Genomic DNA, 18,459 nt, shown 5'->3' with positions numbered 1-18,459 from the left:
GAGGCGGCCGCGTGCCGGGCCCCGGAGTGGAATCCGGCACGCGGCCGCCGGGATCCGGGCGGGAATACAGCAGGGCCCCGGAACCGGCGCAGTGGTTCCGGGGCCCGGTCTTGCGACGCTCCTTCAGACGCGGCGCAGCACTGCCACCACCTTGCCGAGGATGGTGGCCTCGTCACCGGGGATGGGCTGGTAGGCGGCGTTGTGCGGGAGCAGCCACACATGGCCGTCCTCGCGCTTGAAACGCTTGACCGTGGCCTCGCCGTCGAGCATCGCGGCCACGATATCGCCGTTCTCCGCGACGGGCTGGCGGCGCACCGTCACCCAGTCACCGTCACAGATGGCGGCCTCGATCATGGAGTCGCCGACCACCTTCAGGACGAACAGCTCTCCGTCGCCGACGAGCTGCCGGGGGAGGGGGAAGACATCCTCGACGGACTCCTCGGCCAGGATCGGACCACCGGCGGCGATCCGGCCGACCAGCGGGACGTACGAGGCGGCGGGCTTGCCGGTGGTGTCGGTCGGCTGGGTGCTGGGCTGGTCGGAGCCGCGGACCTCGTACGCCCGGGGGCGGTGCGGGTCGCGGCGGAGGAACCCCTTGCGCTCCAGCGCCATGAGCTGATGGGCCACGGAGGAGGTGCTCGACAGCCCCACCGCCTGGCCGATCTCGCGCATGGAGGGTGGGTATCCCCGGCGCTGGACGGAGTCCCTGATCACTTCGATGACCCGCCGCTGCCGGTCGGTGAGTCCCGAGCTGTCCGCCCGGATTCCTGGAGGTCGTCCGGGAAGGGCGCGAGCGGGCTTCTGCCCCTCGGGGTTCATGGCTGCGTCATTCATCGGGTGTGCCTGGTCGAGTCGGTTCTGGGAGCGGTCCTGGGCGGTGATGGTGGCGCTGTCTGCGGTGGTGGTCACGTCGGCCCCTCTCGAAATGTTCTCCCTAGCTGGACAACGGTAGTTGCTTTCGAAAGGTTGCGCCAAACACACGTTCGAGTGAAATATCGAAGATTGGCTGACGCGATCAGGTGAGAGGGTGTACGGCCGAAGATCAATTCGGGCTATTACGGTACCCTTCGGTGCGAAGTCCGGACGGCCGTGCCGGACCCCGCGGGCCCCGCCGAGCGGGTGGCCGCACGGCCGCGGGCGGCGGTGCGGTGTCCCGGAAATGCCGTGCGGGCGCCGCGCCCAGTGTGTCACCAGCGTGTCACGGATGCCCCCACCGGGCCCCGGCCGGGGCGTCTCCCGTAGGGTCGGAACCCGTCCGTGGCGTTCGACACGCGTCCGGCGCGCTTGCCCGCCCGGCACCAGATCTAGTGGTTTGATGGGCGTCGGCTACCCACCGGTTGTGGTCGAAGAGCCTCGGCTGGTCATCTCCGGTCGCGGTCATCGCCTATGCTGGGAGCTGCTTCGCAAGGGCCCGAACGAGGGGCCCGGTGAAGCCGGAGATCGTGCACAGTCTTACGAGGGTGAGGAGGGTGGAGAGCCATGCACTGCCCCTTCTGCAGGCACCCCGACAGCCGAGTGGTCGACAGCCGGACCACCGATGACGGCTGCTCGATCCGCAGGCGCCGCCAGTGCCCCGACTGCTCCCGCCGGTTCACGACGGTAGAGACAGCGTCACTGATGGTGATCAAGCGCAGCGGGGTCACCGAGCCCTTCAGCCGCACCAAGGTCATCTCCGGCGTCCGCAAGGCGTGCCAGGGCCGTCCCGTCACCGAGGACGCCCTGGCGAAGCTGGGCCAGCGGGTGGAGGAGGCGGTGCGCGCCACGGGCAGCGCCGAGCTCTCGACGCACGACGTCGGGCTCGCCATACTCGGCCCCCTCCGGGACCTCGACCTCGTCGCCTATCTGCGGTTCGCGTCCGTGTACCAGGCGTTCGACTCGCTCGAGGACTTCGAGGCCGCCGTCGCGGAGCTCCGCGAGCAGCGGCCCGTCACCACCGCCGGCGAGCGCGACGGGGGCCCCGGGGTTCCCGCGCCCGCCACGGCCGCCGAATAGCGCGGCGACACATACAGAGACCTGCCCGGCGCGCCTCGCGCGCCGGGTGAAAGACAGACATCCGCGCCACGGAAGAATTGGGCGCATTAGGGCGTTTTGCCCGTAGAGGGAGGCGGCATGACCGAGACGACGAGCGGCCCGGCACGAGGTTCCCGCTCCAAGGGGACCAAGGGCGCCAAGGGTCTGCACATCGAGCGCATCCACACGACTCCCGGCGTGCATCCGTACGACGAGGTGGTCTGGGAGCGCCGTGACGTCGTCATGACCAACTGGCGCGACGGCTCGATCAACTTCGAGCAGCGTGGCGTCGAGTTCCCCGACTTCTGGTCGGTGAACGCGGTCAACATCGTCACCAGCAAGTACTTCCGTGGCGCCACCGGTTCCCCCGAGCGCGAGTCCAGCCTGCGCCAGCTCATCGACCGCGTGGTCCTCACCTACCGCAAGGCCGGTGAGGAGCACGGGTACTTCGCCTCCCCGGCGGACGCCGAGATCTTCGAGCACGAGCTGACCTACGCCCTGCTGCACCAGGTCTTCAGCTTCAACTCGCCGGTGTGGTTCAACGTCGGCACCAAGCAGCCGCAGCAGGTCTCCGCCTGCTTCATCCTCTCCGTCGACGACTCCATGGAGTCCATCCTCGACTGGTACAAGGAAGAGGGGATGATCTTCAAGGGCGGCTCCGGCGCCGGCCTGAACCTCTCCCGCATCCGCTCCTCCAAGGAGCTGCTCTCCTCCGGCGGCAACGCCTCCGGCCCGGTCTCCTTCATGCGCGGCGCCGACGCCTCCGCAGGAACGATCAAGTCGGGCGGCGCCACCCGCCGCGCGGCCAAGATGGTCGTCCTCGACGTCGACCACCCCGACGTCGAGGCCTTCATCGAGACCAAGGTGAAGGAGGAGGAGAAGGTCCGCGCCCTGCGCGACGCCGGCTTCGACATGGACCTGGGCGGCGACGACATCACGTCCGTCCAGTACCAGAACGCCAACAACTCCGTCCGCGTCAACGACGAGTTCATGAAGGCCGTCGAGACCGGCTCGAAGTTCGGCCTGCGAGGCCGGATGACCGGTGAGGTCATCGAGGAGATCGACGCCAAGGGCCTCTTCCGTAAGATGGCCGAGGCCGCCTGGGCCTGCGCCGACCCGGGCATCCAGTACGACGACACGATCAACCACTGGCACACCTCGCCGGAGTCGGGCCGGATCACCGCGTCCAACCCGTGCAGCGAGTACATGCACCTGGACAACTCCTCGTGCAACCTCGCCTCCCTCAACCTCATGAAGTTCCTGCGCGACGACGACAAGGGCAACCAGTCGTTCGACGCCGAGCGCTTCGCCAAGGTCGTCGAGCTGGTCATCACGGCGATGGACATCTCCATCTGCTTCGCCGACTTCCCGACCGAGAAGATCGGCGAGACCACCCGCGCCTTCCGCCAGCTGGGCATCGGCTACGCCAACCTCGGCGCCCTGCTGATGGCCACCGGCCACGCCTACGACAGCGAGGGCGGCCGCGCGCTCGCCGGCGCCATCACCTCCCTGATGACCGGCACCTCCTACAAGCGCTCCGCCGAGCTGGCCGCCGTCGTCGGCCCGTACGACGGCTACGCCCGCAACGCCGACGCCCACAAGCGCGTCATGAAGCAGCACGCGGACGCCAACGGCACCGCCCCGCGCATGGATGACCTGGACACCCCGGTGTGGGCCGCGGCCACCGAGGCCTGGCAGGACGTCATCCGCCTCGGCGAGAAGAACGGCTTCCGCAACGCCCAGGCGTCGGTGCTCGCCCCCACCGGCACCATCGGCCTGATGATGGACTGCGACACCACGGGCGTCGAGCCGGACCTGGCCCTGGTCAAGTTCAAGAAGCTCGTCGGCGGCGGCTCGATGCAGATCGTGAACAACACGGTCCCCAAGGCCCTCAAGCGCCTCGGCTACCAGCCGGAGCAGATCGAGGCGATCGTCGCTCACATCGCCGAGCACGGCAATGTCATCGACGCCCCGGGTCTGAAGGCCGAGCACTACGAGGTCTTCGACTGCGCCATGGGTGAGCGCGCGATCTCCGCCATGGGCCACGTGCGCATGATGGCCGCCGCGCAGCCGTTCCTGTCCGGTGCGATCTCCAAGACCGTGAACCTTCCCGAGTCGGCCACCGTCGAGGAGGTCGAGGAGGTCTACTACGAGGGCTGGAAGCTCGGCCTGAAGGCGCTCGCGATCTACCGCGACAACTGCAAGGTCGGCCAGCCGCTCTCCGCGAAGAAGAAGGAGGAGAAGGCCCCCGAGGCCGTCGCCCCCGTCGCGGAGAAGGTCGTCGAGTACCGTCCGGTCCGCAAGCGCCTCCCCAAGGGCCGCCCGGGGATCACCACCTCCTTCACGGTCGGTGGCGCCGAGGGCTACATGACCGCGAACTCCTACCCGGACGACGGTCTCGGCGAGGTCTTCCTGAAGATGTCCAAGCAGGGTTCGACCCTCGCGGGCATGATGGACGCCTTCTCCATCGCCGTCTCGGTCGGCCTCCAGTACGGCGTGCCGCTGGAGACCTACGTCTCGAAGTTCACCAACATGCGCTTCGAGCCGGCCGGCATGACGGACGACCCGGACGTGCGGATGGCGCAGTCGATCGTCGACTACATCTTCCGCCGCCTGGCGCTGGACTTCCTGCCGTTCGAGACCCGCTCGGCGCTGGGCATCCACTCCGCCGAGGAGCGTCAGCGTCACCTGGACACCGGTTCGTACGAGCCGTCCGACGAGGAGGTCGACGTCGAGGGCCTGGCCCAGTCGGCCCCGCGCCAGCTGGCCGCGCCGAAGGCGGAGGCCCCGGCCCAGCCCGTGGCCGCCGTCCCGGCCCCGAAGCAGGCCCACAACTCCACCGAGCTGGTGGAGATGCAGCTCGGCCTGAACGCCGACGCCCCGCTCTGCTTCTCCTGCGGCACGAAGATGCGCCGCGCGGGCAGCTGCTACCTGTGCGAGGGCTGCGGCTCGACCAGCGGTTGCAGCTGATCCCCGGCCCCGGGTGGGTGTGAGACCCGCCCGGGCGTGAGGTGAACGCGAGGAGGCGGAGCCGGTTCCCGGCTCCGCCTCCTTCGGCATGCGCGAGGACTTCGTCCGATGTCCTCGCCTTGCCGGACGCCTCCGGGCCGGTGCGTCAGGCCGTCCGGACGCTGCCCATGCGTGCGGCGAAGGTCGCCGGATCGGTGTCGAAGCCGTGCGCGCTGGGGTGGAAGTGCCAGGCTCCGGAGTCGTCCCGGGCGAACTCCGCGACGGTCGTGGCCGTGCAGCCGGTCACGCCGGAGAAGTCGTCGGCCACCAGCTCGGCCCGCCCGTCCAGCACCCGGACGGCCGTGTTCGGCACGGCGCCGAACGGCTTACGGCCGTCCTGCTGCTGGATGGCGACGCCGACGACGACACGGGCGTACGTGGCCGCCAGCCGGTCGAGCTCCAGGATCATGACCTCGTCGAAGCCGAAACCCTGGCCGGTGCGGCTGTCCCTGTTGAGTGTGATGGTGCCGTCCGGCGAGCGGCTGCCGAAGTGCACGAGGTACGAGGGTTCGCCGTACGGGTCGTGCGCGGGGTAGGTGGCGGCGATGATGTCGAGGTCGTGGTCCGGGTCGCCGGAGGGGCTGGGGTCCCACTTGAGCGCCACCTCGACCTTTCCGAGCCCTTTGTTGAGACCGCTCACGGGGCCTCCCCCTTCCTCGGAGCTGCATGCCCGGCGGCATGACGTCGGCAACTGCCAGAAATGTGGCGTCGGTTGCCTTATGGTGCCATGGACGTCCACAAGTCGTCCCTGTGTTCGCCATGGATCTCCCCGTCGTGCGTGGCGGATCCGTCGATCCGGAGGTCGTTGATGCTGGCCTCACGGCGGCGCATCAGCCCGTCGGGGTCGAACTCCCATTGCTCGTTGCCGTAACTGCGCCACTGCCGGCCGTCCGCGTCCTGCCACTCGTAGCGGAAACGCACGGAGATGCGGTTGCCGGTCCAGGACCACAGGTCCTTGCGGAGACGGTAGTTGAGCTCCATCTCCCATTTGCGGCGGAGAAAGGCGCGGATCTCCTCACGGCCCACGATGAATTCTTCCCGGTTCCGCCAGACGCAGTCCTCCGTGTACGCGAGGGCGACGCGGTCGGGGTCGCGGCTGTTCCAGGCGTCCTCGGCGGCCTGCACCTTCGCGCGGGCGGTCTCCTCGTCGAACGGGGGCAGGAGGGGGCGCTGTGTCATGGCATGCCTCTCTTGTCATAGGGGTGCTCCCGCGTCGGGAGAACGATCGTTCTCCCGACGTCGAGTAGCCTAGAGAACGAACGTTCTCTCCGCTAGTGGGGTGTGGCATGGAAGACATCGAGGCCGAGGGTCGTCTGCTCGACGCGGCCGAGACGCTGTTCTACGGGCACGGGGTCCAGGCGGTCGGCATGGACCGGATCCGGGCCGCGTCGGGGGTCTCCCTCAAGCGTCTCTACCAGTGCTTCGCGTCGAAGGAGGAGCTGGTCGAGGCCTATCTGCGGCGGCGGGACCGGCGTTGGCGGGGCGCCCTGGCCGCCCATGTCGCGGCCGAGCCCTCGGTCGCGGACCGGCCGCTCGCGGTGTTCGACTGGCTCGAATGGTGGTTCGGTGAGCCGGACTTCCGGGGCTGCGCCTTCATCAACGCCTTCGGCGAGATGGGCGCCGGCTCGGCGGCCGTGGCCGACGCGGCCCGGGAGCACAAGGCGGAGGTGCGCGACTATCTCCTCGGCCTCGTCCGCGCCGCCGGGGCCGCGGACCCGGAGACGCTGGCCGACCAGCTGGCCCTCTTCGTCGACGGGGCGATCACCACGGCCGCCGTCACGGGTGTGTCCGACGCGGCCGGACGGGCCAGGAGCGCGGCCTCCGTGCTCCTCGCGGCCGCCGGCGTCACGGGCGTGAATACTGAGGGCGGCGAGCAGTCGCGAGGAAAGCGGAATCGTACGAGGGAATGAGTGAGTCCATGTGGGGTGGCAAGGAATTGGACCTGGGCGCCTATCTGGCGCGCATCGGACTGGAGGGGGCGGTCGGGCCTGATCTCGCGACGCTGCGGGCGGTTCACCGCGGCCATGTGGCGGCCTTTCCCTTCGAGAACCTGGAGATTCTGCTCGGCAGGCCGGTCCGGCTGGAAATCAAGGCGCTTCAGGACAAGATGGTGGCGCAGGCCAGGGGTGGTTACTGCTACGAGCAGAACCTGCTGCTCGCGGCGGTCCTGGAGCGCATCGGATTCTCCTTCACCGGGCTCGGCGCGCGGATCCGCATGGGCGGCGACAAGCTGCGCCCCGTCACACACATGGCGTTGAAGGTGACCGCCGACGGCGGGGAATGGCTGTGTGACGTCGGCTTCGGCGGGGAGGGGCTGCTGGAGCCGCTGGCCTTCCACGACAGCGCGCCGGTGCGGCAGGGGGACTGGACGTTCGGGACGGAGCCCCGGGCCGACGGCACGCGCGTGCTGCGCTCGCTGCATCCGGACGGGTGGTTCGACCTCTACGCCATCGGCCCGGAGGAGCGCTTCCCGGTCGACTACGCGGTGATGAACCACTACATCTCCACCCACCCGCACTCGCCCTTCGTCTCCCGCGTCGTGGTGCAGCAGACCGCGGCCGAGTCGCGGTGGAACCTGGTGGGCTCGGTGTTCTCCACCGCCCGTGCCGACGGTTCGCAGGAGCAACGGGAGATCGCGGCGGAGGAGTTGGTGGAACTGCTGGCGAGGGAGTTCCGTATCGAGCTCGGTGAGGCGGACTCCGAGAGGCTCCTGGGGGCGTACTCCTCCGGTACGTGATGTGCGCCCCCTCCGGCACCGTACGATGGCGCGGTGCTGGTCAAGTGGATTCGCTGCACCGTGGTGGACCGTCGCGGCTTCGAGCGGGGGCAGCGGAAGTGGGCGGGATTGCTCGGCGAGCCCGGGTTCCGGGGCCAGGGAGGGGGATGGAGCCGAAGTCGTCCGCATGTGGCGCACCTCTTCGGTTTCTGGGAGAGCCGGGCGTTCTACGACTCCTTCATGGCGCGTTCGCACGACAGGCTGGCGGCGGCACAGGCGGGTACGTACAAGGACATCCAAGTGCGGCTCTTCGAGCACCGCTTCGACGTGAAGGTGGGTTTCCGCCCGCAGTTCTCGGACGCGGACGTGGTGCGCGTCGCCCACTGCCGGGTCCGTGAGGACCGGGTGGAGCACTTCACGCTCATGCAGGAGAAGGTCTGGAATCCGGCGATGGCCGGATCCCCGGGCATGCTGCGCGGTCTGTTCGGTGAGGCGCCGGGCCCGGAGTTCCTGGTGCTTTCCCTGTGGAACTCCGAGGCCGAGCACGGCAAATACCGGGCCGAGCGGGTGGAGCGGCTGGCCCTGCGGGCCCAGACCGAGACGGACGTGGCGGCCATCGGGGGCGACATCGTCGCGATAGAGCCCTCCTGGACGGTGTGACCGCTATCGGTGCGGATTCCGCTTGCCGGTTCAGGCGGGTGACGCGTAGACGCCGGCACGAGTGGCGGCCAGGGCGGCTTCCGCCGCTTGGCCGGCCGCGGCCGCGTCGACGGGTTCGCGGGTGATGAACAGCCTCAGGAACAGCGGTGCCGAGACGGCCCGTGCCAGGGCCCCGGGATCCGTGCCGGCGGGGGCCTCGCCGCGCTCGACGGCACGTGCGACCAAGGGCGCGCAGCGTGCGAAGCGCTCCGCGTAGAAGCCCCGCAGGGCCTCGGCCGCGCGGTCGGACTGGAACGCCGCGGCGATGAAGGCGGCGGGCGCCGCCGCGCCGGCGGGGTCGCCGAAGGTGTCGGCGATCTCCTGTGCCAGCGCGCGCAGGTCGCCCTGGAGGCTGCCGGTGTCCGGCGGCGTCCAGCTGTCCTCGCCGGCGAGGTCGAGGGCGTCCGCCACCAGGCCTTCGACGCCTCCCCAGCGCCGGTAGAGGGTCGTCTTGTGGACGCCGGAGTGTTCGGCGACGTACTCGACCGTGAGCCCTGGATAGCCGTGCTCGACCAGCCCCGTGAGGACCGCGTCGCGGACGGCCGCGCGGGTGCGGGCGGTGCGGCCGCCGGGGCGGACCGTGCCGGGGGCCTGGGAGGAGGGGGGCTCGGGGGCGGACGGGGCGCCGGAGCGGGCTCGGGAAGGCAAATGCAACTCCTGTTGTGTTAGTCGATGGGCTGTGTCATGCTGAGGATAATGCAACTTCAGTTGTGTTTGCCGATGGAGGTGCGCATGCCCACTCAGCTTTCCCTGCGCGGGGTCTCCCTGTCCCGAGGCGACCGGCCGCTTCTCGACGACGCGACGTTCTCGGTCCGGCCGGGTGAACGGATCGGTGTGGTCGGGGAGAACGGCGCGGGCAAGTCCACCCTGCTGAGGCTCCTGGCGGGCCGGGAGCGTCCCGACGACGGCGCGGTCGTCGTGACGGCGGCCGGTGGGGTCGGCCATCTCGGCCAGACGCCCGAGCTCCCTCCGGACGGCACGGTCGCCGACGCCGTCGACGCGGCACTCGCGGACCTCCGCGCCATGGAGAGCCGCCTCCGGGAGCTGGAGCGCGGGCTCGCCGAGGCCGGGCCGGAGGCCCTCGTGGAGTACGGAGAGGTGCTCACCGCCTTCGAGTCCCGTGGCGGCTACGAGGCCGACGCCCGCGTCGACAAGGCCCTCCACGCCCTGGGCCTCGCCCACATCGGCCGCGAGCGGCCGCTCGGCACTCTCTCCGGCGGTGAACAGGCCCGGCTCGGGCTGGCCTGCCTCGTCGCCGCGGCCCCCGAGGTCATGCTCCTGGACGAGCCGACCAACCACCTGGACGGCGCCGCGCTCGCCTGGCTGGAGGACACCTTGCGCACCCACCCCGGCACCGTCCTCGCGGTCTCCCACGACCGGGTCTTCCTGGAGCGCGTGGCGACCGCCGTGGTCGAGGTCGACGCCGACCGCAGGTCCCTCGTCCGCTACGGCGACGGCTATGCCGGATTCGTCGCGGAGCGCGAGGCGGCCCGCCGCCGCTGGGAGCAGGAGTACGCCGAGTGGACGGCCGAGACGGCGGCCCTCACCGAGACCGCGGCCACCACCGCCCAGCGGGTCGCCCCGGGCCGGGCCATGAAGGACGGCAACAAGATGGCGTACGACCGGGACCGCGGACGGGTGCAGTCCTCGGTCTCCAGCCGGGTGCGCAACGCCCGTGAGAGGCTGCGCAGGCTCCAGGAGCACCCGGTGCCGCGCCCGCCCGACCCGCTGCGGTTCACCGCGCGGCCCTCCGCGGGATCCACCGAGGGGACGCTCGTCGAGCTCGACGGCGTCCGGGTCGGCGAGCGGCTCGCGGTGGACTCCCTGCGGATCGGCGCGGGCGAGCGCCTCCTCGTCCACGGCGCCAACGGCGCCGGCAAGTCCACCCTCATGCGCCTCCTGGCGGGGGTGACCGCGCCCGACACCGGCACCGTCCGCAGACGGGGGAGCATCGGATACCTCGCCCAGGAGATACCGGCGGACCGCCCCTCCGAGCGGCTGCTCGCTGTCTTCGGGCGCGGACTGCCGGGAGACGAGGAGGAGCACCGGGCGCTCCTGCTCTCGTACGGCCTGTTCCGCGAGCGCGACCTCCATGTGCCCGTCGGCGCGCTCTCCGCAGGGCAGCGCCGCCGCCTCGGGCTGGCCCGCCTCCTCGCCCGCCCCGCCGATCTGCTGCTCCTCGACGAGCCGGCCAATCACCTCGCCCTCGGCCTGGTGGAGCAGCTGGAGGAGGCGCTGGAGGCGTGGACCGGGGCCCTGGTGGTCGTCTCCCACGACCGGATGCTGCGCAGCCGTTTCACCGGCCGCCACTGCGAGATACGGGCCGGCCGGACACCGGTCCTGGCGTGAGGCGAGGCGGAGAGCCGGCGCTCGATCTAGGGTGGCGGCATGTCACGGCCCCGACGCATCGTCCTCATCCGGCACGGAGAGTCCGTGGGCAACGTGGACGACACCGTCTACGAACGGGAACCCGATCACGCCCTGAGCCTCACCGAGACCGGTCGCAAACAGGCCCAGGAAGCCGGCGTCCAGCTGCGCGAGCTGTTCGGCGACGAACGGGTCTCCGCCTACGTCTCCCCCTACCGCCGCACGCATCAGACTTTCCACGCCCTGGGCCTCGACCCCGCCCGGGTCAGGGTCCGGGAGGAACCCCGCCTGCGTGAGCAGGACTGGGGCAACTGGCAGGACCCAGCCGAGGTGCGCAAGCAGAAGGCCTATCGGGACGCCTACGGCCACTTCTTCTACCGCTTCGCCCAGGGAGAGTCCGGCGCAGACGTCTACGACCGGGTCGGAGCCTTCCTGGAGAGCCTGTGGCGCAGCTTCGACGACCCCGGCCACCCGCCGAACGTCCTGCTCGTCACCCACGGCCTGACCATGCGCCTCTTCTGCATGCGCTGGCTGCACTGGACCGTCGCGGAGTTCGAATGCCTTTCGAACCCCGGCAACGGCGAGACGCGCGCCCTGGTCCTCGGCACCGACGGGCGGTACCACCTGGACCGGCCGTTCGAGCGCTGGTGCACCCCTGAACCGTACGGCTTCACCGGTTAGAGTTCGCTGCGATGACCGCTGACCGATTCCATCGAGCCCTGGCGAGCCTGCGCGGGCTGGCCCTGGGTGACGCCCTCGGGTCCCAGTTCTTCGTCCCCGTCAACTACCCCTCCCTCAAGCGCCGTGAGCTGCCGCCCGCCCTCTGGCAGTGGACCGACGACACCGAGATGGCCTGCTCCGTGCTGGCCGTCCTCGTCGAGCACGGCCGCATCGACCAGGACGCCCTCGCGCGCTCCTTCGCCGATCACCACGACTTCGACCGCGGATACGGGCCGGCGGTCAACCGGATGCTGCGCCTGATCAGGGAGGGCGGCGACTGGCGCGAGCTGGCCGCGGCCCTGTTCAACGGCCAGGGGTCCTGGGGCAACGGCGCGGCCATGCGCATCGCGCCCCTGGGTGCCTGGTACGCCGACGACCCGGAACAGGCGACGCACCAGGCCGAGATCTCGGCCTACACCACCCATCAGCACCGGGAGGCCGTGGCCGGGGCGATGGCCGTGGCCGCGGCGTCGGCCATCGCGGCCGACCCGGCCGGCTCCACCGGCCCCGAGGCGCTGCTGGACGGAGTGATCGCGCTCGTGCCGCGCAGCGCCGTGCAGGCGGGGCTGCGGCGGGCGCGGGACATGCTCGACTACGCCGACGCCGGTACCGTCGCCGCCGTCCTCGGCTGCGGCCGCCGCACGAGCGCGCACGACACCGTGCCGTTCGCGCTGTGGGCGGCGGCCCGCAACCTCGGCTCCTACGAGACCGCGTTCTGGACGACGGCGCAGGCGGGCGGCGACGTGGACACCACGTCCGCGATCGCCGGGGGCGTGGTCGCCGCGGCGGAACGAGGGGCTCCGCCCGCGGCCTGGCTGGAGCGCACCGAGCCTCTGCCGGCCTGGCTGCCCACGCTCGCGGGCTGACCCGGGGAAAAGGGGAGGGGGCGGGGCTACTCGGGTCGGCGGCGGGGGCGTACGCTTGCTGGCGCCATGCCGTACGAACCGCCTACCCACAGCGTCGAGCGCTCCCTGCGCGCCACGACCGGAGCCAAGATCGTCGCCGGAGTCGACGAGGTCGGCCGAGGGGCCTGGGCCGGGCCGGTCACCGTGTGCGCGGCTGTCACCGGCCTGCGCCGCCCCCCGGAGGGGCTGACCGACTCCAAGCTCCTGACCCCGAAGCGGCGGACCGCGCTCGCCGACGTGCTGGAGGGCTGGGTCACCGCCCACGCCCTCGGCCACTCCTCCCCACAGGAGATCGACGAGCTGGGTATGACGGCGGCGCTGCGGCTGGCCGCGACACGTGCGCTGGAGGCGCTGCCCGTACGGCCCGACGCCGTGATCCTCGACGGTAAGCACGACTACCTCGGGGATCCCTGGAAGGTCCGTACGGTCATCAAGGGCGACCAGTCCTGTGTGGTGGTCGCCGCGGCCTCGGTGATCGCCAAGGTGCGGCGCGACGCCATGATGGCCGAACTGGGCACGGAGTACGCCGAATTCGGCTTCTGCGACAACGCCGGATACCCCTCGCCGGTGCACCGCACGGCCCTGGAGGCGCTGGGCCCCACCCCGCACCACCGACTGTCCTGGTCCTATCTGGACGCGCTGCCCAGGTGGCAGCACCTCAAGCGGGCCCGTAGCGCCCCCGAAGCACTCGCTCTGGAGGCCGGTGGCCAGCTCGGCTTTGACTTCTGAGTGGCCCGAACCGCCACCCGCCGATGCGACCCGCACCGGTGTTTGATAAATATCAACTCATGCCTCTCATCCCCGAGGAGCCTCAGATTCACGAGAGTGTCCCGGGTCCCCGCGCCGTTCCGAACCCCGGCCGCAGCGCGCAGACCCCCCGTCCCGTTCCTGGCCCCGGCCCCCGACCGGTCCCGATGCGGCCCGGCGGCGCCGGAGCCGACCGCGGCCCGATCCCGTCGCCGCGCGCTCCGCGCGCCATGACGCCGGCCCCGGCCACCCCGGCCCCCGCCGCCGGACCGCAGGTCCAGCTGATCCCCGCGCCCGCGCAGGGTGCGCTGGACGCCGCCGACGAGGCCGTCGACCTGCTGCTCGACACCGGCCGTGAGCCGGGCGAGATCCTGGTCCTCACCACCGGCGACCCGCACCCGTGGGCCGCGCACGAGCTGTCGTTCGGCGAGGCGTCCTACTGGGCGCAGCACGACGCCGGAGACGACGTCTTCTACGCGGCGGCCGACGCCACGCGCGTCAAGGCCCGTCCCGTCGTGGTCGTCGCCGTCAACGGCGGTGGTGACGAGGCGGTGACCGCCGCGGTCTCCCGCGCCGGTGCGCTGCTGGTCGTCTGCGGCGACCCGCAGCGGGTCAACGCCCTTCTTCCGGCGGGCGTCTGAGCCCGAGCCGTCCGGCGGCCGCCCACCCCTCGCGGGGAGGGCGGCCGCCGTTCGCTTGCCCGGAGACCGCCGGTGCGCGGGACGTCAGCGGGCCGCCGTGTGGCGGTGCGCCTCGGGCGCCCCGCCACCGGAGGTCAGCCGTGCCGCCCGGTGCGCGGGCGAACGGGGCCGGCGCCCGCTGCGGCCCTCGCCGAGGATCCGCCAGCCGCTCGCGGTCAGCGTGATGTACGCGCCGCAGCGCAGACCGTGCAGGGTGCAGGCGTCCCGCAGCCCCCACATCCACGCCCCGTCCTCCTCCGTCCAGTGGGCCTCGCCGGTCCGGCAGTAGAGCAGCACGGCCGTCCGGACCGGGGTGCGGCGGCGCAGGTCGTGGGGGATCACCAGGCGCAGCTGGGTGAGGAGCGCGTTGCGGAGCTCCCAGCCGTCCGGCGTGGTGGGCCGCCGGGTGAAGGACGCGCTCGCGGTGACCCGTTCCTCGTGGTCGAGGACGGCGACGACGGCCGTCGAGGGCGCCGGCCGGTGCCGGGAGTGCAGGCCGGTGATCACCTCGCGGGGGTCGCGCAGCAAAGGGATTCCGGCGGCGGCCCACTCGGCGGGTTCGAGCAGCCGGCCGATGCGGGGGCCGGGGTCGGCGGGCGGTGGCGGAGCGAAGCCGAAGGCCATGAGCCTCCCTTCGTCTGCGTGCCCACGGGCAGGGCGGGCGGCGGGCCGGAGGTACGTGTGAGGGCAGTCCCGGCGAGCCCGTGAGCGATGAGGTCGGACGGGGCGGGGAGCTGCTCCAATTCTCCCGGCCGCACCGGCAGGCGGCAACGATCAATTGGCGCCACTCACGAGAGCCTGCCCCGTACCGCTCCGCACCTGCCCGGACGTGCCCTGCCGCCCCGCCGGCCACGCGCTCCTACCCCTGCACCGCCAGCACCAGCGGGAGCACCTCCCGTGCTCCGGCGCGCCGCAGCAGCCGGGCGGCCACGGCGAGCGTCCAGCCGGTGTCGGAGAGGTCGTCCACCAGCAGGACGGGCCCGCCGGCCTCGGCCAGCGCCGCGGCGAGGGACGGCGGCACGGTCAGCGCGCCGTCCAACGCCCGCAACCGCTGCGCGCTGTTGGTGCGCGGCAGCCGGGTGTCCGTCTCCGTGTCCCGGTAGGAGACCGTGCCGAGCAGGGGCATGCGCCCGATCGTGGCGATGCGCTCGCCCAGCGACCGGATCAGCTGCGGCCGGGTCCGGGAGTCGACGGTGACCACGCCCACCGGCCGCGCGAGGGCGTCGGGAGCGCCGGTCGCCCAACCGCCCGGCCCGCGGGCCCAGTCGGCGAGAACGGTCACGACCGCGTCGGCCACGTCGTCGGGGATGACGCAGTCCGGTGCCTGCGGGGCCAGCAGCGGGCGCAGCCGGTTGCCCCAGCCGATGTCGGAGAGCCGGCCGAGGGCCCGGCCCGGAGCGGCCTGTTCGCCCGCGGGGATGCGGCCCTTCAGGTCCACGCCGACCGCGGCCATGCCCGTCGGCCACATCCGGCGCGGCTCCACCTCGACACCCGGCCGTCCCAGCTCTCCCCGGGACGCGTCGAGCGCCACGGAGGACACCTCGGCGGTGAACCGGGAGCCGGCGCAGTTGTCGCAGCGGCCGCAAGGGGCGGCCTGCTCGTCGTCGAGCTGGCGCCGCAGGAACTCCATCCGGCATTCCGTCGTGGCGGCGTAGTCACGCATGGCCTGCTGCTCCGCCTCGCGCTGGCGGGCGACCCAGGCGTAGCGCTCGCCGTCGTACGCCCACGGTCGGCCGGTCGCCGTCCAGCCGCCACGGACACGGTGCACCGCGCCGTCCACGTCGAGGACCTTGAGCATGGTCTCCAGGCGGGAGCGCCGCAGCTCCACCTGAGGTTCCAGGGCGGGCAGGGAGACGGGCCGGCCCGCGGCGGCCAGGACGTCCAGCGTGCGGCGGACCTGCTCCTCCGGCGGGAAGGCGAGGGAGGCGAAGTACTTCCAGATCGCCTCGTCCTCCCGGCCCGGCAGGAGGAGCACCTCGGCGTGCTCCACGCCGCGCCCGGCGCGTCCCACCTGCTGGTAGTAGGCGATGGGGGAGGAGGGCGAACCCAGGTGGACCACGAAGCCCAGGTCAGGCTTGTCGAATCCCATGCCCAGCGCGGACGTGGCGACGAGCGCCTTGACGCGGTTGGCGAGGAGGTCCTCCTCCGCCTGCTGCCGGTCGGCGTTCTCCGTCTTGCCGGTGTACGAGGCGACGGTGTGGCCGCGCCGCCGCAGGAACGCCGTGACCTCTTCAGCCGCGGCCACCGTGAGGGTGTAGATGATGCCGGAACCCGGAAGATCGCCGAGCCGGTCGGCGAGCCAGGCCAGCCGGTGGGCGGCGTCCGGCAGGTTCAGCACGCTCAGGCTGAGGCTCTCCCGGTCCAGCGGGCCCCGCAGCACGAGCGCCTCCTCGGCCCCCTCGCCCGTGCCCAGCTGCTCGGCGACGTCGGCCGTGACCCGGGCGTTGGCGGTGGCCGTGGTCGCGAGGACCGGGACGCCCGGGGAGAGTTCGGCCAGCATCGTCCGCAGCCGGCGGTAGTCGGGCCGGAAGTCGTGGCCCCAGTCGGAGATGCAGTGTGCCTCGTCGACGACCAGGAGGCCGGTGGCGGCGGCGAGCTTGGGCAGCACCTGATCGCGGAAGTCCGGGTTGTTGAGCCGCTCCGGGCTGACCAGGAGCACGTCGACCTCGCCCGCGGCCACCTCCGCCTGGACGGTGTCCCACTCCTCGGTGTTGGCGGAGTTGATCGTGCGCGCGCGGATACCGGCGCGCGCGGCGGCCTCCACCTGGTTGCGCATCAGCGCCAGCAGGGGCGAGACGATCACCGTGGGGCCGCTGCCGCGCTCGCGCAGCAGTGCCGTGGCGACGAAATACACGGCCGACTTGCCCCAGCCCGTCCGCTGGACGACCAGCGCGCGGCGGCGGTGGGCGACCAGCGCCTCGATCGCGCGCCACTGATCCTCGCGCAGTCTCGCCGTGCCCGTGGTGTCTCCGACGAGGCGGGCCAGGACGGTGTCGGCCGAGCGACGCAGATCTTCGTTGGTCATGCCCCCATGCAACACGAGACCACTGACATCGCGCGAACGAGGCCGCTCGGCTGTGGAAAACCCGGGGATCGCGGCGAGCCGGGAGGGTCGGACGGGGTGACGGCACGTTGTCCACAGGATTCGTAGGACCATCATTCCGGAGTTATCCACAGGGCTGGTGGGCCGTGCCGGATCCACGCGACTCTCTCGCCATGACTCAGCACAACGACTCGCCCCGCCCGTCCGCCTCCACCGCCGCGCCGGGCCCGCACGCGGAACAGCAGGTCACGCTGTGCAGCCCGGCCGAGCTGGCCGACGCGCTCCCGTACCTCCTGGGCTTCCGGCCGGACGACAGCGTCGTGATGGTCGCGCTGCACGGTGAGCGCGGCCGCTTCGGGGGCCGGCTCAGGCTCGGCATCCCGCCCGTCCGCGAGGAGTGGCCCGACGTCTGCACCCTGCTCGCCGAGACGCTGCTGACCGGCAGCGGCAAGCGCGGCGCCCGCCCCGACGGGGTCGTCCTCTTCTTCTGCCAGGACCCCGCGCCCGGCGAGACCCCGCGCGAGGTGATGGAGCGGCTCCGTCCGCTCGCCCAGACCCTCCGCCTCGCGTGCGGCCGGCTCGACATGCCGGTCCACGAGGCACTGTGCATCTCCGACGGCCGTTTCTGGTCCTACTGCTGCCCCGATCCCCGCTGCTGCCCGCCCGACGGCACACCCCTGGCCTTCCCCAGCACCTCCGTCATGGCGGCCGCCGCCACCTACGCGGGCATCGAGGTACGAGGGTCGCTGCGTCAGATGGAAGCCCGGTTCGCGCCCCTGGCCGGCGACGGCGCCGACGAGCAGGAGAGGGCGCTCGACGCGGCCGCCTTCGCCCTGGTGCCGCGCATCCTCCGCGAGGCCGACTGCGAGGGCGTGCGGCAGGAGACGCTGGACCTCACCGGCCGGCTGGTCCGCCGGTTCGACGAGGCGCCGCCCGTGCCCGGCCGGGCCGAGTCCGACGCCCGCGACGACACCCTCCTCACCGCCGAGGAGGCCGCGGCGCTGATCATCGGGCTCCAGGACCGCACGACGCGCGACCGCGCCGCCGAATGGATGGAGGGCCCGCAGGCACCGGCGGTGCTGCGGGTGTGGCGGGCCGTCGCCCGGCGCTGCGTGCCGCCCTACACCGAGCACGCGACCGCCCCCGTGACCCTCGCGGGCTGGGTCGCCTGGTCCATCGGCGACCACCCCGAGGCCCGCGTCGCGCTCAGCCGCGCCCTGAGTCTCGACCCCCAGTACCTCTTCGCCCAGCTCCTGCACCGCGCGTGCAACGAGGGCCTGGACCCGGAGCCGCTGCGGAACTGCCTGCGCCGGGAGCAGGCCGACCGGGCGCTGCGGGCCGCCGTGCGGGCCGAGGCCGCCGCGACCCGGGTGGAGGCGGCCTCGGCGGTGGAGGAGGAGCGGCCGCGCCGGGCCGCGCGCCGAGGGGCCAGGCCGGGCGGCGCCACCGGCGGCACCGGCCCGGGTGGTACGACCGGGCCCGCGGGCCGCCCGCGCGTGCGGCGCAGGAGCACGGCGCGCGAGGTGCGCGACGGGCAGCAGGGATCCCAGTGACACCGCCCGG

The 18,459-nt window shown here is 72.2% G+C and carries 17 protein-coding genes; 11 read left to right on the top strand and 6 right to left on the bottom strand.

All coding sequences use genetic code 11. The features are described 5' to 3' along the window. Window positions 1-123: 123 nt before the first annotated feature. Complete coding sequence (gene lexA / locus SMD11_RS08815) at window positions 124-909, bottom strand: transcriptional repressor LexA (protein ID WP_087925919.1); 786 nt, start codon at window positions 907-909, stop codon at window positions 124-126. Window positions 910-1,479: 570 nt separating this feature from the next. Between lexA and nrdR the strand changes: the two genes are divergently transcribed. Further along, window positions 1,480-1,992, top strand: a complete 513-nt coding sequence (nrdR, locus tag SMD11_RS08810) for a transcriptional regulator NrdR (RefSeq protein ID WP_087925918.1) — start codon at window positions 1,480-1,482, stop codon at window positions 1,990-1,992. 117 nt (window positions 1,993-2,109) lie between these two features. Then, the gene (locus SMD11_RS08805; RefSeq protein WP_087925917.1) at window positions 2,110-4,980 is read left to right on the top strand and encodes a vitamin B12-dependent ribonucleotide reductase; all 2,871 of its coding nucleotides are present in this window, start codon (window positions 2,110-2,112) and stop codon (window positions 4,978-4,980) included. A 145-nt stretch (window positions 4,981-5,125) separates the two neighbouring features. Here SMD11_RS08805 and SMD11_RS08800 read toward each other — a convergent pair whose 3' ends face one another. Both SMD11_RS08800 and SMD11_RS08795 read right to left on the bottom strand, forming a co-directional pair. Continuing rightward, on the bottom strand, window positions 5,126-5,659 hold the full coding sequence (locus tag SMD11_RS08800; protein ID WP_087925916.1) for a TerD family protein: 534 nt from the start codon (window positions 5,657-5,659) through the stop codon (window positions 5,126-5,128). Between the two features lie 77 nt (window positions 5,660-5,736). Beyond that, window positions 5,737-6,198 (bottom strand): nuclear transport factor 2 family protein, encoded by a 462-nt coding sequence (locus tag SMD11_RS08795; RefSeq protein WP_087925915.1) that lies wholly within the window; start codon window positions 6,196-6,198, stop codon window positions 5,737-5,739. Window positions 6,199-6,305: 107 nt separating this feature from the next. Between SMD11_RS08795 and SMD11_RS08790 the strand changes: the two genes are divergently transcribed. The 3 genes from SMD11_RS08790 to SMD11_RS08780 are packed head-to-tail and all read left to right on the top strand — an operon-like array spanning window position 6,306 to window position 8,395. Beyond that, complete coding sequence (locus tag SMD11_RS08790; RefSeq protein ID WP_087925914.1) at window positions 6,306-6,929, top strand: TetR/AcrR family transcriptional regulator; 624 nt, start codon at window positions 6,306-6,308, stop codon at window positions 6,927-6,929. After that, on the top strand, window positions 6,926-7,756 hold the full coding sequence (locus SMD11_RS08785; RefSeq protein WP_087925913.1) for an arylamine N-acetyltransferase family protein: 831 nt from the start codon (window positions 6,926-6,928) through the stop codon (window positions 7,754-7,756). The genes SMD11_RS08790 and SMD11_RS08785 overlap by 4 nt, the downstream gene beginning before the upstream one ends. A gap of 33 nt (window positions 7,757-7,789) precedes the next feature. Beyond that, window positions 7,790-8,395, top strand: coding sequence for a YdbC family protein (locus SMD11_RS08780; RefSeq protein ID WP_087925912.1), 606 nt, complete (start codon window positions 7,790-7,792; stop codon window positions 8,393-8,395). Between the two features lie 30 nt (window positions 8,396-8,425). Here the strand turns inward: SMD11_RS08780 and SMD11_RS08775 are convergent, their stop codons facing one another. Further along, entirely contained in the window at window positions 8,426-9,082 is a 657-nt protein-coding gene (locus tag SMD11_RS08775) for a TetR/AcrR family transcriptional regulator (RefSeq protein WP_087925911.1), read from the bottom strand. An 84-nt stretch (window positions 9,083-9,166) separates the two neighbouring features. Here SMD11_RS08775 and abc-f point away from each other — a divergent pair, with 84 nt between their 5' ends. The 5 genes from abc-f to SMD11_RS08750 all read left to right on the top strand — a co-directional run bounded on the left by abc-f (window position 9,167) and on the right by SMD11_RS08750 (window position 13,814). Next, window positions 9,167-10,783, top strand: a complete 1,617-nt coding sequence (abc-f, locus tag SMD11_RS08770) for a ribosomal protection-like ABC-F family protein (protein WP_087930371.1) — start codon at window positions 9,167-9,169, stop codon at window positions 10,781-10,783. A 39-nt stretch (window positions 10,784-10,822) separates the two neighbouring features. Further along, a complete protein-coding gene (locus tag SMD11_RS08765) occupies window positions 10,823-11,482 on the top strand; it encodes a histidine phosphatase family protein (protein WP_087925910.1) in 660 nt (219 codons plus the stop codon). Window positions 11,483-11,493: 11 nt separating this feature from the next. Continuing rightward, a complete protein-coding gene (locus SMD11_RS08760) occupies window positions 11,494-12,387 on the top strand; it encodes an ADP-ribosylglycohydrolase family protein (protein WP_087925909.1) in 894 nt (297 codons plus the stop codon). 66 nt (window positions 12,388-12,453) lie between these two features. After that, entirely contained in the window at window positions 12,454-13,155 is a 702-nt protein-coding gene (locus SMD11_RS08755; RefSeq protein WP_087925908.1) for a ribonuclease HII, read from the top strand. Between the two features lie 59 nt (window positions 13,156-13,214). Then, complete coding sequence (locus SMD11_RS08750; RefSeq protein WP_087925907.1) at window positions 13,215-13,814, top strand: hypothetical protein; 600 nt, start codon at window positions 13,215-13,217, stop codon at window positions 13,812-13,814. A gap of 84 nt (window positions 13,815-13,898) precedes the next feature. Here SMD11_RS08750 and SMD11_RS08745 read toward each other — a convergent pair whose 3' ends face one another. Next, window positions 13,899-14,477, bottom strand: coding sequence for a hypothetical protein (locus SMD11_RS08745; protein ID WP_087925906.1), 579 nt, complete (start codon window positions 14,475-14,477; stop codon window positions 13,899-13,901). Between the two features lie 235 nt (window positions 14,478-14,712). After that, window positions 14,713-16,878: a RecQ family ATP-dependent DNA helicase gene (locus SMD11_RS08740; RefSeq protein WP_087925905.1), complete on the bottom strand. Its 2,166-nt coding sequence runs from the start codon at window positions 16,876-16,878 to the stop codon at window positions 14,713-14,715. A gap of 191 nt (window positions 16,879-17,069) precedes the next feature. On the opposite strand from SMD11_RS08740, the gene SMD11_RS08735 reads away from it, so the two are divergent. Further along, window positions 17,070-18,449: a DUF4192 domain-containing protein gene (locus SMD11_RS08735; protein WP_087925904.1), complete on the top strand. Its 1,380-nt coding sequence runs from the start codon at window positions 17,070-17,072 to the stop codon at window positions 18,447-18,449. Window positions 18,450-18,459 lie beyond the last annotated feature (10 nt).

Origin of the sequence: Streptomyces albireticuli (assembly GCF_002192455.1) — a bacterium.
GTDB lineage: Bacteria > Actinomycetota > Actinomycetes > Streptomycetales > Streptomycetaceae > Streptomyces > Streptomyces albireticuli_B.
This window is presented reverse-complemented; position numbering and strand designations above follow the sequence as displayed.

Coding starts and splice junctions, on each gene's coding strand:
- nrdR (WP_087925918.1), top strand. CDS start 1,480: ATGCACTGCCCCTTCTGCAGGCACCCCGACAGCCGAGTGGTCGACAGC.
- SMD11_RS08805 (WP_087925917.1), top strand. CDS start 2,110: ATGACCGAGACGACGAGCGGCCCGGCACGAGGTTCCCGCTCCAAGGGG.
- SMD11_RS08795 (WP_087925915.1), bottom strand. CDS start 6,198: ATGACACAGCGCCCCCTCCTGCCCCCGTTCGACGAGGAGACCGCCCGC.
- SMD11_RS08790 (WP_087925914.1), top strand. CDS start 6,306: ATGGAAGACATCGAGGCCGAGGGTCGTCTGCTCGACGCGGCCGAGACG.
- SMD11_RS08785 (WP_087925913.1), top strand. CDS start 6,926: ATGAGTGAGTCCATGTGGGGTGGCAAGGAATTGGACCTGGGCGCCTAT.
- abc-f (WP_087930371.1), top strand. CDS start 9,167: ATGCCCACTCAGCTTTCCCTGCGCGGGGTCTCCCTGTCCCGAGGCGAC.
- SMD11_RS08765 (WP_087925910.1), top strand. CDS start 10,823: ATGTCACGGCCCCGACGCATCGTCCTCATCCGGCACGGAGAGTCCGTG.
- SMD11_RS08760 (WP_087925909.1), top strand. CDS start 11,494: ATGACCGCTGACCGATTCCATCGAGCCCTGGCGAGCCTGCGCGGGCTG.
- SMD11_RS08755 (WP_087925908.1), top strand. CDS start 12,454: ATGCCGTACGAACCGCCTACCCACAGCGTCGAGCGCTCCCTGCGCGCC.
- SMD11_RS08750 (WP_087925907.1), top strand. CDS start 13,215: ATGCCTCTCATCCCCGAGGAGCCTCAGATTCACGAGAGTGTCCCGGGT.
- SMD11_RS08745 (WP_087925906.1), bottom strand. CDS start 14,477: ATGGCCTTCGGCTTCGCTCCGCCACCGCCCGCCGACCCCGGCCCCCGC.
- SMD11_RS08740 (WP_087925905.1), bottom strand. CDS start 16,878: ATGACCAACGAAGATCTGCGTCGCTCGGCCGACACCGTCCTGGCCCGC.
- SMD11_RS08735 (WP_087925904.1), top strand. CDS start 17,070: ATGACTCAGCACAACGACTCGCCCCGCCCGTCCGCCTCCACCGCCGCG.